Origin of the sequence: Microbispora sp. KK1-11 (assembly GCF_006874435.1) — a bacterium.
Lineage (GTDB): Bacteria > Actinomycetota > Actinomycetes > Streptosporangiales > Streptosporangiaceae > Microbispora > Microbispora catharanthi.
Map to the genome: position 1 here is coordinate 123,517 of NZ_VIRJ01000019.1, position 13,560 is coordinate 137,076.

The 13,560-nt window shown below is 71.7% G+C and carries 7 protein-coding genes; 6 read left to right on the forward strand and 1 reads right to left on the reverse strand.

Annotated elements, in window-relative coordinates:
- The first annotated feature begins 96 nt into the window (after positions 1-96).
- From FLW16_RS25600 to FLW16_RS25625, 6 genes are read left to right on the forward strand one after another with little or no spacing between them, the layout of a single operon-like run.
- Positions 97-1,503, forward strand: coding sequence for a class I adenylate-forming enzyme family protein (locus FLW16_RS25600; RefSeq protein WP_260615576.1), 1,407 nt, complete (start codon positions 97-99; stop codon positions 1,501-1,503).
- The gene (locus FLW16_RS25605; RefSeq protein WP_142562674.1) at positions 1,500-3,011 is read left to right on the forward strand and encodes a condensation domain-containing protein; all 1,512 of its coding nucleotides are present in this window, start codon (positions 1,500-1,502) and stop codon (positions 3,009-3,011) included. Before FLW16_RS25600 ends, FLW16_RS25605 begins: the two co-directional genes overlap by 4 nt.
- Positions 3,008-3,946 (forward strand): thiamine pyrophosphate-dependent dehydrogenase E1 component subunit alpha, encoded by a 939-nt coding sequence (locus tag FLW16_RS25610; protein WP_142562675.1) that lies wholly within the window; start codon positions 3,008-3,010, stop codon positions 3,944-3,946. Before FLW16_RS25605 ends, FLW16_RS25610 begins: the two co-directional genes overlap by 4 nt.
- Complete coding sequence (locus FLW16_RS25615; protein ID WP_142562676.1) at positions 3,943-4,926, forward strand: alpha-ketoacid dehydrogenase subunit beta; 984 nt, start codon at positions 3,943-3,945, stop codon at positions 4,924-4,926. Before FLW16_RS25610 ends, FLW16_RS25615 begins: the two co-directional genes overlap by 4 nt.
- A complete protein-coding gene (locus FLW16_RS25620) occupies positions 4,919-6,019 on the forward strand; it encodes a 2-oxo acid dehydrogenase subunit E2 (RefSeq protein WP_142562677.1) in 1,101 nt (366 codons plus the stop codon). Before FLW16_RS25615 ends, FLW16_RS25620 begins: the two co-directional genes overlap by 8 nt.
- Positions 6,019-11,427, forward strand: coding sequence for a non-ribosomal peptide synthetase/MFS transporter (locus FLW16_RS25625; RefSeq protein WP_142562678.1), 5,409 nt, complete (start codon positions 6,019-6,021; stop codon positions 11,425-11,427). The genes FLW16_RS25620 and FLW16_RS25625 overlap by 1 nt, the downstream gene beginning before the upstream one ends.
- Positions 11,428-11,565: 138 nt before the next feature.
- On the opposite strand, the gene FLW16_RS25630 is transcribed toward FLW16_RS25625, so the two are convergent.
- Positions 11,566-13,140, reverse strand: a complete 1,575-nt coding sequence (locus FLW16_RS25630) for a cellulase family glycosylhydrolase (RefSeq protein ID WP_221891279.1) — start codon at positions 13,138-13,140, stop codon at positions 11,566-11,568.
- Positions 13,141-13,560 lie beyond the last annotated feature (420 nt).

Consider the following 13,560-nt stretch of genomic DNA (forward strand, 5'->3'; position numbering starts at 1 on the left):
TTCTTATTAGAAATCCCGTACGGCCACGCGTGACCGTGTGGCCGGGTGACCTCTGATCTGGCGATTCTCGTCCTGGCGACTTTCCGGGGGCCGATCGTGAGCAAGATTCTTCCCGGCCTGCTTCGAGAGCGGGCCGCCGCCGATCCCGGCCGGGTGGCGATGACCGTCCACGGCTCGGGCTCACTGACCTTCGGCGAGTGGGAGCGCAGGTCGTCCGGCGTGGCCCGCGCGCTGCGCGGCCGGGGGATCGGGCGCGGCGACCGGGTGGGCCTCGTGTTCGGCAACGGCGACTGGCTCGACTACGCGGTCGCGTTCTTCGGCGTGCTCAGGGCGGGGGCGGTCGCCGTGCCGCTCTCCGACCGCCTGGCCGGCCCCGACGTCGACGCGATGCTCGCGCACTGCGGCGCGGCGGCGGTGCTGCGGCCGGGCGACCTGCCGTACGGCGAGGGCGGCGGGGACGAGGATCTCGAACCGGTGGCGCCCGGCGACCCGGCGCAGATCCTCTACACCTCCGGCACCACGGGCCGGCCCAAGGGGGTCGCCGCCACCCACGCGAACCTGGCCTACGGCTGCGGGGGCCGCCGCAGGCCGTTCACCCACTCCAGGCATCTCGCGCACGCCTTTCCCGTCGGCACCAACGCCGGCCAGTGGATGCTGGTCAACGCCGTGGACGCGCACCCCGAGGTGGTCACGCTGCCGCGCTTCACGCCCGGCAGGTTCGCCGCGCTGATCGAGCGCTACCGGGCGGGCACGGTCTTCGTGGTCCCCGCCATGGCGATCGAGATGCTCGCCGCCGGGGTGCAGGCCAGGCACGACCTGTCGAGCGTGCTGCTGCTCGGCTCCGCGGCGGCGCCGCTGCCGGCGCGGGTCGCGGGCGATCTCAGCGCCTCGTTCCCCAACGCGACGATCGCGAACTACTACACCTCGACCGAGGCCGCGCCCGCGCAGACCGTGATGATCTTCGATCCCGAGCGGCCGTCGAGCGTCGGCCGCGCGGTCTCCGGCGGGGCCGTCAGGATCGCCGCGGCGGACGGCGGGGCGCTGCCGCCCGGCACGACCGGCGAGGTGTGGATGCGGTCGCCGGCCGTCACCCGCGCCTACTACGGTGACGAGGCCGCGACCGGCGAGGTCTTCCGCGGCGGCTGGGTGCGCATGGGAGATCTCGGCTACCTCGACGACGACGGCTACCTCTATCTGGTCGACCGCGAGAGCGACGTGATCAAGTCGGGGGCCTACAAGGTGTCCACGATCCACGTCGAGGAGGCCGTCCACCGGCACCCCGGCGTCGTCGAGGCGGCCGCTTTCGGAGTGCCGCACCCCACGCTCGGCAAGGCCGTCGCGGTCGCCGTCGTCGGGACCGTCCCGCACGAAGAGCTGCGCGTCTTCCTGAAGGACCTGCTGGCCCCGCACGAGCTTCCCTTACGGCTCATCACCCTCGACGCCCTGCCACGCAACCACGGCGGCAAGGTCGACAAGCGCTCACTCCGAGAGGTCGCATCATGACGCAGGTCTCGTTCGCCCAGCATGGAATGTGGGTCACCGAGCGGATGGGGGCGGGGTCGGCCTACCACATGCCGATCGTGATCCGCTTCGACGGTTCGCCGGCTCCCGATCCCGCCGTGCTGGCCACGGCGTGTGCGCGCGTGGTCGAGCGGCATCCGCTGCTGGGCCGGGCCGTACGCGAGCACGACGGCGTGCCGCACCTGGTGCCCGCCGCTCGGGCACCGTCCCTGGAGACGGGTGAGTCGGTGGAGGAGGCCGTCGGACGGCCCTTCGACCTGGAGAACGGCCCGCTCGTCCGCTTCACGCTCGTCGGCGACACCCTCGTGATCGTCGCCCACCACCTGGTCTTCGACGGCGAGTCCAAGGACATCCTGGTCGCCGACCTCGCCGCTTTCGCGGCCGGTGCCGCACCGCCGCCGCTCGGACCCCTCGACCACGCCACCGGCCAGCAGGAGCGGGTGGCGGCCCTGCTCGGCGAGGCCCGCGCGTTCTGGGCGGGCAGGTGGCGCGAACCGGGCGACACGGTCGTGCCGGGCGGGGCGCTCCGCTCCCGCCGGGGCGGCCCGGGGCGGCTGCTGGAGTTCACGCTCGACGTCCCCGAGCTGCCCGGCCTGACCAGGTTCGAGGTGCTGCTCGCGGCGCTGCACGTGCTCCTCATGTCGTACGGCAACGCCGACGTCGTCACCGCGATCGACCTGTCGACCCGCACCGCCGATTCGGAGGGACACATCGGCCCCTTCGTCAACGAACTGCCTGTCTTCTCGAGCCCGCCGCCCGACGCGCCGTTCGTGACGTTCGCCGCCGGGCTGCGCGCCGAGCTCAGGAGCCTGTACACCTATCGCGAGGTCCCCCTGGCCAGGGCGGTCGCCGGGCTGAAACCGCACGCGGCGCTCGCTCCCGTCTCGGTCAGCTACCGGCGCGGGGCGGCGCACGGCAGGGGTTCGGTGACAGGGTTCGGCGAGGTCGACCGGCTGGCGTTCAACCAGGCGGTGCGGGGCGCCCTGCAGCTCCAGGTCCTCGACCATGGCGACCCTTCGGACAACACGGCGATGTCGGCGCCGGGGATGACCGCGAGCCTCCGTTACGACCCTGGCGAGCTGACCGATCCGGTCGGGTTCGCCGACGACCTCCGGGCGGTGCTGGCGGCGGTCGCCCAGGATCCCACCCGGCCCCTGGAGATGCTGCCGACCCGGGAACCCGTGGTCGCCTGGCCCGTCCCCAGTTCCTCGACGGCGGGGGCGGCACCGGCGACCGCCGCGGGGGAGGACACCGGCGCCGCCGCGGATCTCGGCGATCCTCTGGCGGCCGAGATCCGCGCCATCTGGGAGGAGGTGCTCAAGCTCGCTCCCATCGAGCCGCACGACGACATCTTCGAGCTCGGCGGCCACTCACTGACCATCACCCAGATCATCGCCCGCATGCGCAAGCGGCTGGGCGTGGAGGTCGAGCTGGACGACTTCTTCGACAACCCGACGATCGCCGGCGTGCTTCAGGTGATCCGCCGATGACGCGGCCCGCCACAGCCGATCCGGCCGTCCTCCCGGCGGAGGCGGTCGGTCCCGACGACGCCGATCTCTCGCTCATGCTGATGATCCGGGCGTTCGAGCTGAAGCTGCTCGACCTGTACGGCAGGGGCCTGCTCAACGGCACGACCCACACCTGTCTCGGGCAGGAGTACATCCCGGTCGCCATGGAGGCGCTGCTCGACCCGCGCGACCACGTGTTCAGCAACCATCGCGGGCACGGCCACTATCTGGCACGCTTCCGCGACCCCGCCGGACTGCTCGCCGAGATCATGGGCAGGGAGGGAGCGGTCTGCGCCGGGGTCGGCGGCAGCCAGCACATCCGCAGGGATCGCTTCCTGTCCACAGGCGTGCAGGGCGAGAGCCTGCCGGTCGCCGCGGGGGTCGCGCTGCACCTCAAGCGGGCCGAGCCCGGCCGCCTCGCCTGCGTCTACGTCGGGGACGGCACGTTCGGCGAGGGCGCGGTCTACGAGGCGTTCAACATCGCGTCGCTGTGGGCGCTGCCGCTGCTCGTCGTCGTCGAGAACAACGGCATCGCCCAGTCGACGCCCACGTCCCGGCACCTGGCGGGGAGCATCGCGGGCCGGGCGGCGGCGTTCGGCATCGACCACCGCCTGGTCGAGACCTCCGACGTCACCCAGATCCGCCGCACGCTCGGCCCCCTGGTGTCGCGTGTCCGCACCCGCTCCACGCCTCTCGTGGTCGAGTTCGTCACCCGGCGCCTCGGACCGCACAGCAAGGGCGACGACACCAGGCCGGCCCGAGCCGTACAGGCTCTGCACGAGCAGGACTGGTACGCGCGATGCGCGGCGGCGTGCCCCGGCCGTTTCCCGCGGCTCGACGCCGAGGCTCGCGCGCACGTCGACGCGGTCGCCGCGGACGTCATGGCGCGGCCCCCGTCACGGTGGGAGGGGGCGTGAGGGTCGCGGAGAACCTGAACGCGGCACTGGCCGCCCTGCTCGCCCGGGAGCCGAACCTCTACGTGCTGGGAGAGGACGTCGTCGATCCGTACGGCGGCGCCTTCAAGATCACTCGGGGACTGTCCACCGGCTTCCCCGACCGCGTCCTGTCGACCCCGATCAGTGAGAACGCCGTCACCGGCGTCGCCGCGGGTCTCGCGCTGTCGGGAGACCTGGCGATCGTCGAGATCATGTTCGGCGACTTCGCCGCGCTCGCCTTCGACCAGTTGCTCAACTTCGCGTCGAAGTCGGTCGCCATGTACGGCTCGCGCCTGCCGATGCGCATGGTCGTACGCTGCCCGGTCGGCGGCGGGCGCGGTTACGGCCCGACCCACAGCCAGAGCCCGCAGAAGCACTTCGTCGGCATCCCGAACCTGGCCCTCTACGAGCTGTCGCCGTTCCACGACAACCTGGCCGTGTTCGAGGAGATGTTCGCCCGGGCGGAGCCGTGCGTGTTCTTCGAGGACAAGGTCCTCTACACCCGCCGGATGGGCGACGTGGAGCCGCCGTTCTCGGCGGACGTCTTCGACGGCGTGGCCAGGGTGTCCCTCGACGGTCCCCCCGACTGCGTGATCATCGCCCCCGGCGGGGTGGCGCACCGGGCGCTGGCCGCGATGCGCTCGCTGCTGGTCGAGGAGGAGATCGCCTGCACGCTGCTGGTGCCGTCCAGGCTGTATCCGTTCGACCTGCCCGACGCCGTCGACGCGGACGTCCGCGCGGCGCGCCGGGTGTTCGTCGTCGAGGAGAGCACCGCCGGGGGGACGTGGGGCGCCGAGGTGGCCCACGTCGTCCATCGACGGCACTGGGGGCGCCTGGCCCTCCCCGTCACGTTGATCCACTCCCTCGGCGTGGTCATCCCCACCGCGGCCCACCTCGAGCGGGCGGCCCTCGTGAACGAGTCCACGATCCACAGCGCGATCAGGGAGGCCCTGCGTGGCTGAGCTCCGCGTGCCGAAGCTGAACAACAACGACACCGAATATCTCCTCGTCGAGTGGCTCGCCGCCGACGGCGCGCAGGTCGCCGCGGACGACGCGGTCGTGCTGGTGGAGACGTCCAAGGCCGCAGAGGAGCTCACCGCGGGCGCCTCCGGCGTCCTGCGCCACCGGCTGCGTCCCGGGGTCTGGTGCCGTCCGGACGACGTGATCGCCTCGATCGGCGGGACGGCGGAGCCTGCCGGCCTCGACGCGGCGTCCCCGGACATGCCGTCCCCGGACACGGCGTCACCGGTCACGCAGCCTCCCGGCCCCGAGCCGGCGCCGCTCATCACGGCCCCCGCGCAGGCGCTCATCGACGAGCTCGGCGTCGGCCTCGACCGGGTCAGGGCACTCGGCATCCCCGTCGTCCGGCGGGCCGACGTCGAACGCCTGGCCGCCACGCCTGCCGGCAGTGAGGCCTCCGCCGCCGAGCACCGGCTTTCGCGGGTGCAGCGGGCCGTGGCCAGGTCCGTCGAGTTGTCCCGTCAGACCATCCCCGCCGCGTACGCCGTCGTCCGCATGGATCTCGGCCCGGCGCTGGAGTACGCGCGGGCCACGACGAAAGAGATCCGCCGCCCGGTGGGGCTCGCGGAGGTGTTCGTCCAGGCCGTCGCGGGCCTGCACGAGCGGTTCCCGCTGTTCTTCGCGACCGTGGACGGCACTGCCACCAGGGCGCTGCTGTCCGAGGCTCCGAACATCGGCGTCACGGTCGACGTCGGCGAGGGGCTGTACGTCCCCGTCGTCCACGACGCGGCGAGCCGTACGACGAAGGACATCGCGACCACCCTGATGAAGCACCGGCTCGCCGCCGCCACGGGCGAGTTCAGGGAGAGCGACCTGTCCGGCGCCAACTTCGTCGTCACCCTGCACACCGAGCACGGGGTCGTGCTGGCGATCCCGTTCGTCTTCCCCGGCACCGTCTGCGCGCTCGCCGTCGCCGGGCCGCGCGACGGAACCCTCGCCGACATCGGGCTGGCCTACGACCATCGCCTGATCAACGGCAGGGACGCCGCCCTCTTCCTGAACGCGCTCAAAGCCACCGTCGAAGGGCTCACCTGATGTCCGCGGCCGACCTGACCGAGGCGAAGAAGGAACTGCTCAGACAGCGGCTGCGGCCACGGCAGGCCGGCCAGGCCGATCATGCCGGCCAGGCGGATCGGGCGATCCCGCGCCGCCCCGAGGGCACGGAGCCGCCGCTCGCCCCCGCCCAGGAACCGATCTGGTTCATGGAGCACTTCACCCCGGGCACCGCCACCTACACGATCGCGATGGCCGTACGGCTGCGCGGGCCGCTCGACGTGAGCCGCCTCAGGGAGGCGCTGGCAAGGCTGCCCGAGCGGCACGAGAGCCTGCGGCACCGGTTTCCGGCGACGGACGAGGGGCTGCCCGCCGTACACGTCGTGCTCCAGACGGACGTGCCGTTGCGCGAGGCGGCGGCCGCGACGGACGAGGAGGCCGTCGCCCTGATCGACGCCGAGAGCGCGGTGCCGCTCGACCTCGCGGAGGGGCCGCTGCTCAAGGCGCTGCTGGTGAAGACGGGAGGGGAGGAGCACGTCCTCGCGCTGCTCGTGCACCACATCGTCGCCGACGGCCGGTCGGCTCATCTGCTCATGCGCGACCTGCTGGCCCTTCATCGCGGAGAGGACCCGGCCCCGCCCGCCGTACGCTACGGCGACGTCGCGCTGTGGCAGCGCGGGCGGAGCTTCGACCGCGAACTGGCCTATTGGCAGCGAGAGCTGGCCGCGCTGCCGAGGGCGGACCTGCCCGTGGACCGGCCCCGGCCGCCACGCCAGTGCTTCGACGGCGCGTCGCACGTCCGCGAGCTCGACCCCGAGCTGGTCGACCGGCTCACCGAGCTGGGCGGACGGCACGGCGCGACCAGGTTCATGACGATGCTGGCCGCGTTCCAGCTGCTGATCGCGCGATATACGGGGCAGGACGACTTCGCGGTCGGCACCCCGGTGGCCGGGCGGACCCGGCCCGAGCTCGACGACGTGGTCGGCATGTTCGTCAACACGCTGGTGCTGCGCGCCCGGCTCGACGGCGACCCGAGCTTCGCCGAGTTGCTGGCGCGCACCAGGGACACGGTGGTCGAGGCGCTGGACCACCAGGAGCTGCCGTTCAGCCGGCTGGTCGACGCGCTCGGCGTGCCGCGCGATCCGAGCAGGCAGCCGCTGGTCGACACGTTGTTCTCGATGCACGACTTCGCCAACCGGAGCGACGACGGCGAGGTGTCGGACTTTCCCCTGCGGCCCGGCTCGGCCCGCCACGACCTGGAGCTCTACCTGGTGCCCACCCCGGGCGGCGGCCTGGCCTGCACGTTCACGTACAAGACCACGCTGTTCGACGCCGGCACGGTCGAGCGGATGGCCGGGCACCTGGAGGCCCTGGTGCGGGCGGCCGTCGCCGAGCCCGGCGTGCCGGTCAGCGGGCTGCCGCTGCCGCCGGGGGACGACGCCGGGCTGATCGCGTCCTGGAACGACACCGCCGCCGAATTCCCGGCCCACGCCACCCTGCACGGCCTGGTCGAGGAGCAGGTCGCACGTACGCCCGACGCGACCGCCGTGACGTTCCGGAGCGCGTCGGCGACCTACCGGGAGCTCGACGAGCGGGCGAACCGGCTGGCGCACCGGCTGATCGGTCTCGGTGTGGGCGCGGGCGCGCTGGTCGCGGTCTGCGCGGAACGCTCGATCGAACTCGTGGCCGCCCTGCTCGGCGTGCTCAAGACGGGCGCGGCGTACGTGCCGCTCGACCCCGACTATCCGGCCGACCGGCTCGCGTTCATGCTGTCGGACTCGGCCGCACCCGTGGTGCTGGCACAGCGGCATCTGACCGACCGGCTGGGCGACGCCACCACGGTCCTCCTGCTGGACGAGCCGGCGGAGGTGGCGGACGTGCCGGTGACCTCGCCCGGGGCCGCCGGAGAGCCCGGCACGGCCGCGTACATGATCTACACCTCCGGGTCGACGGGCAGGCCGAAGGGAGTGCCCAACAGCCACCGCGGCATCGTCAACCGGCTCGACTGGATGCAGAAGCGGTATGGCCTCACCTCCGGCGACGTGGTGCTGCAGAAGACCCCGGCCGGCTTCGACGTGTCGGTGTGGGAGTTCTTCTGGCCGCTGACGACCGGGGCCAGGCTGGTGCTGGCCGAGCCGGGAGGCCACCGCGACCCGGCCTACCTGCGTGATCTGATCAACGCCGAAGGCGTGACCACCACGCACTTCGTGCCGTCGATGCTGGCGGTGTTCCTCGCCGAGGAGGGCGCGGCCACCTGCACCTCCCTGCGCCGCGTCATCTGCAGCGGCGAGGAGCTCCCGGTCGACCTGGCCGCACGCTGCCTGCGGACGATCCCGGCGGAGCTGCACAACCTGTACGGCCCGACCGAGGCCGCCATCGACGTGTCCTCCTGGGAGTGCACCCTCGACCGGCTCTCTGGACGCGTACGCGTGCCGATCGGCTCGCCCATCCAGAACATCACGCTGCACGTCCTCGACCGGCATCGCCGGCCGGTGCCCGTCGGAATGCCCGGCGAGCTGCACATCGGCGGGGTCGGCGTCGCGCTCGGCTACCACGACCGGCCCGAGCTGACCGCCGAGCGGTTCTCCGGCGGCCTCTACAGAACCGGTGACGCGGCCCGCTGGCTGCCCGACGGGACCATCGACTTCCTCGGCCGCCTCGACAACCAGGTCAAGCTGCGCGGGCTGCGCATCGAGCTCGGCGAGATCGAGGCGGCGCTGCGCGAGAAGACGGGCGCCCGCGAGGCCGTCGTCGTCGTGCGGGCCGAGCGGCTCGTCGCCTACCTGGTCGGCGTCCCGGAGAAAGCCGCCCAGGCGGCCGCGATGCGGGCGGCCGTACGCGACGTCCTGCCGGACTACATGCTGCCGTCGCAGTTCGTCTTCCTGGAGGCCCTGCCGCTCACGCCGAACGGCAAGCTCGACCGTGCGGCGCTGCCCGCTCCGGCCGCCTCCGCCGGGGATACCGAGTATGCCGAGCCGGCGACCGGCACCGAGAAGGCGATCGCCGCCGTCTGGGCCGAGGTCCTGGACGCCGGACGGGTCGGCCTCGACGACGACTTCTTCGACCTCGGCGGCCACTCGCTGCTCGCCATCCAGATCGTCGCCAAGCTGCGCAAGGCGGGCATCGGGCAGATCGGCCTGGTCGACGTGTTCTCCCACCGGACCGTGCGTGAGCTGGCCGCCTTCGCCGAGCGGCCGGCCGCCGCGGGTCCCCGCCCCCTGCTCCAGCGCCTCACCCCGGCGGGGCGGACCGTCCGCCTCACCTACGTCTGCGTGCCGTACGGCTCGGGCAGCGCCGTCGTCTACCAGCCGCTCGCCGACGCGCTGCCCGGCGACCACGCGTTGTACGCCGTCGCCATCCCCGGCCACGACATCGGCCTGGACGAGGAGGCGATGGAGTTCGACGCCCTCGCGGCCCGCTGCGCCGAGGAGATCCTTTCGATCGAGGGGCCGATCGCGATCTACGGCCACTGCGGGGTGGGCGCGGCCCTCGCGGTCGAGCTGGCCCGGCGGGTCGAGGCGGCCGGCCGGGAGGTCGAGGCCCTCTACATCGGGGCGATCTTCCCGTTCGCCCGGCCGCGTGGAGTGCTGGGCAGGCTGTCGAGGCTCGTGGACGTCGATCGGCTGAGCCGCAGCCAGACCGACATCAACCGGCTCAAGGCCCGCGGGGTCGACCTGGACGAGCTCGACCCCGGCGTGGCCGACCGGATCATCCGTACGATGCGGCGGGATTCGAAGGCGGCCGAGAAGTTCTTCACCGAGTTGTTCGACTCCCCGGACCGGCAGCGGCTGAAGGCGCCGATCATCTCGGTGATCGGCGAGCGCGACCCGGCGACCGACTTCTACGAGGAGCGCTACCGGGAGTGGGCCTTCCTCTCCGACACCAACGCGCTCGTGGTGCTGGACGAGGGCGGTCACTACTTCCTGCGCTACCGGGCCGCCGAGCTGGCCGAGATCCTGCGGACCCACCGCTCGCTGGACCGGCCCGCCCCGCACGAGCCGGACGACACGTGGTGGGTCCACGGCGTGAGCACGCCGGGGACGCCAACCGCTGACCCGCGCGGAGCCGGACCGCGCAGTGCCGGACCGGCGGCCGAACCCGCCGTCAGGCCCGGCATGGCCCGGTTCCTCACCGTCGCCGCCGGCCAGCAGATCTCGATGATCGGATCGGCCCTGACCGGATGGGCGCTGCCGCTGACGATCCTCGTCGACTCCGGCTCGGTCGCGCAGTTCTCCATCCTGGCCGTGCTCAACCTGGCCGGGCTGCTGGTCTCGCCGCTGGCCGGGGCGATCGTCGACAGAGGCGACAGACGGCGGGTCATGCTGCTGGCCGACTTCGCCTGCGCGGGCATCCAGCTCGTGCTCGCCTGCCTGATCCTCTTCGGCGAGCTCCGGCTCTGGCAGATCTACCTGCTGATCGTCGCGCTGTCGATCGCGACGAACTTCCAGCGCCTGGCCTACACGTCCGCCGTTCCGCAGCTCGTGCCCAAGCGCTACCTCGGGCACGCGATGGGCGTGACCCAGATGGCCAACGGCGTCGCCCAGCTCGTCGTGCCGCTGATCGCCGCCGGGCTGCTCGCCTGGATCAGGCTGGGCGGGATCGTGATCATCGATGTGGTCAGTTACGTCTTCGCCATCGTCGCCGTGCTGGCGGTCCGGTTCCCGGACACGCTGCCGTGGCGGCCGCGCGAACCGCTGAGCACCGAGATCCGCAAGGGCTTCGCCTACACGTGGAACGAACGCGGCCTGCGGGCGATGCTGGTCTTCTTCGCGGTGCTGAACGTCTTCCTGTCCCCGCTCCTGCTGCTCGTCTCTCCGCTCGTCCTGTCCTTCGCCACGCTCACCGAGGTGAGCGTGATCTCCGTGGTGACCGGCCTCGGCGTGATGCTGGGCGGGCTGACGATGGCCGTCTGGGGCGGGCCGGCCAGATGGCGCTTCCGCGGGGTGCTCGTGTCGACGCTGGCCATCGCGGCCGGCAGCGTGGTCACCGGGCTCCGCCCCTCACTGATCGTGATCGGTGCGGGCGCGTTCTCGCTGACGTACTTCCTGACCCTGATGAACGCGATGTACTCGACCATCGTGCAGATCAAGGTGCCCTACCGGTATCACGGCCGGGTCTTCGCGCTGAACACGCTCGTGGCCTGGTCGACCCTGCCGATCGGGATGGGACTCGTCGCACCGCTGGGCGCCGCGTTGTTCGACCCCATGCTGGCCCCCGGCGGGGCGCTCGCCCCGACCGTCGGCGCGGTGATCGGCGTCGGGCCCGGACGCGGGATCGCGTTCCTCTACCTGGTGTGCGCGCTGGGCATGGCGGCCGTCGTGGCGGGTGCGCTGCGCGTACGGCGACTGGCCCGCTTCGACGCCGACATGCCCGACGCGCTGCCCGACGACCTCGTCGGCATGGAGACCATCGAGAGGCGCCGCGAGGCGAAGACGGCCGTGGCCGCGTAGCCGCCGCTCCTGACATCCGTCGAACGCTTTCCGCGACTGCGCCGACCTCCGGGCCGGCCCCGGCGTCCTGCGGATCGGCGACGGGCCCAGCCGAAGGGGGCTGGGCCCGGGTGGATCACCTGTGGCCGGGACAGGGGATCACGCGTAGGGGTTCTGCGCCACCAGGTGGGCCTTGAATCCCTCGCCGAAGGTGCTGGTCGGCGTGCCGTCGGCGTCGGTGATGAGGACGTTGCCCGAGCTGCCGCAGCCTCCCCAGGCGTTCCAGGTCCAGGCGAGGTAGCCGACACCGTTCGCGTCGGCCCAGTTCATGACCTTGTCGATGTAGTCGTGGGCGCAGGTGTTCTGGCCGATCTCACCGGCCACCACCGGCACCTGCGCGGCGACGGCGCCGATCGTGTTGTTCCAGCAGGTGGTGTCCACGCACCCGTTGAAGTTGTAGGAGTGCCAGGAGGCCATCAGGTTGCCGGTCGGGTCCTTCGGCTTGTAGTTCAGCCACTGGCTCAGGTCGTTGGTCCAGGTCAGACCGGCTGTCATGATGACGTTGGCGGCGCCGGTGGCACGGACCGCGTCGACCAGGGACTGCATGCCGGCGACCTGGTAGCCGATTCCGGTGCAGGTGCCGCCGTCACGCAGGCAGGTCCACGCCGCGGTGGCGTCCGTCCAGTTGTTGGCCGCGTCCGGATAGGGCTCGTTGAACAGGTCGAAGATGACGGCGTTGTTGCCCTTGAAGGTGTTCGCGACCTGGGTCCAGAACGTCGGCGCGTACTTCGCGTCGGGCATGGGCTTCTGGCAGGTCGCCGCCACATCCGAGCAGCCCGCGCCCGCACCCGTGTACTGGCCGTAGTTCCAGTGCATCTCGACGATCGGAGTGATCCCGTTGGTGATCAGCAGGTTCACGTAGTCCTTGACCGCCTGCTGGTAGGCCGCGCCGCTGGTCCCGCCCGAAGGCACGTCGGCGGTCCCCAGCCAGCACTCCTCGTTCAGCGGGATCCGCACCACATGGATGTTCCACGGCTTCATCGCGCTGACGGAGGCCTGGTCCGATGGGCCGTCCCACATGCCCCTGCCCTGGATGCAGGCGAACTCGCCACTGGAGCGGTTGACACCCAGCAACCGGTACGGCTTGCCGGCCGACGTCAGCAACCTGTTGCCTGAGACGTGCAACTGCGGGGCCGGCCCGCCGGGCTGGGGGCTGGGAGACGCGGATGGGCTCGGGGACGGGGAGGGGCTCGGTTTCGGAGACGGACTTGGGCTTGGGCTGGGACTCTGACTGGGGCTGGCGCTGGGGCTCGGGCTGGGGGACGCGCCGTTGCAGGCGACGCCGTTGACCTTGAACGCGGAGGGAACCGGGTTGCTCCCGCTCCACTTGCCGATGAAGCCGATCGACACCGAGCCGTCGGAGGGGACGTTGCCGTTCCAGCCCAGGCTCTTGGCGGTGACGTGCGCGCCGGACTGCGACCAGTCGGCGTTCCAGCCGTTGCTCACGCCCTGACCAGCCGAAGGAAAGTCGAACTCCAACGTCCAGCCGGTCAGCGGGCCGCCGAGGCTGGTGATCGCGATGTCACCCTGGAAGCCGCCCTGCCACTCGCTGACGACCTTGTACTGCACCGAGCACCCGCCGGGGGCGGCCACGGCGGGGACCGATATCGCGGACATGCCTGCCGCGGCCAGCACTCCTGCTGCGGCTGCCGCCAGTTTGACACGAAGTTGCATCGAAGCCTCCTTGCTGAGAATCGGACGGCCGTCGAGAGCAGCGCTGTGGATGAACGGTGGGGGACTTAAGGGCTTAAGTCAAGGTCGTCTCTCTGCGAAGGGGTGAGGCGGGCCGGACACGGAAGGCGACGGAAACGGTTCCCCGTCGTCACGTCGCGTGAAATGCCGATCCGGACGTGCGGGTCCGTCGGCGGGTGCCGAAGCGTCCGAGCCCAGAAGTACACGGTGCGCAGGTCCTCCATGACGTGCGGGCACAGAGAAAGTTTCAGCAGGTCCCCGGATGCCGGCCGCACGCCGGACGGTCGACGTATTCCTCGGCAGCCGTCATGGGGAGCTCGCCGACATGGCAACTTAAGCGCTTAAGAAGCATCGCTGCTCTTGGGAAAAGCGATCCGGTGCTGTTCCTCTTCCGGCAGCGGT

What these genes read in the sequence shown, in the direction of transcription:
- FLW16_RS25605 (WP_142562674.1), top strand. Translation starts at nt 1,500, where the DNA reads ATGACGCAGGTCTCGTTCGCCCAGCATGGAATGTGGGTCACCGAGCGG.
- FLW16_RS25610 (WP_142562675.1), top strand. Translation starts at nt 3,008, where the DNA reads ATGACGCGGCCCGCCACAGCCGATCCGGCCGTCCTCCCGGCGGAGGCG.
- FLW16_RS25625 (WP_142562678.1), top strand. Translation starts at nt 6,019, where the DNA reads ATGTCCGCGGCCGACCTGACCGAGGCGAAGAAGGAACTGCTCAGACAG.
- FLW16_RS25630 (WP_221891279.1), bottom strand. Translation starts at nt 13,140, where the DNA reads ATGCAACTTCGTGTCAAACTGGCGGCAGCCGCAGCAGGAGTGCTGGCC.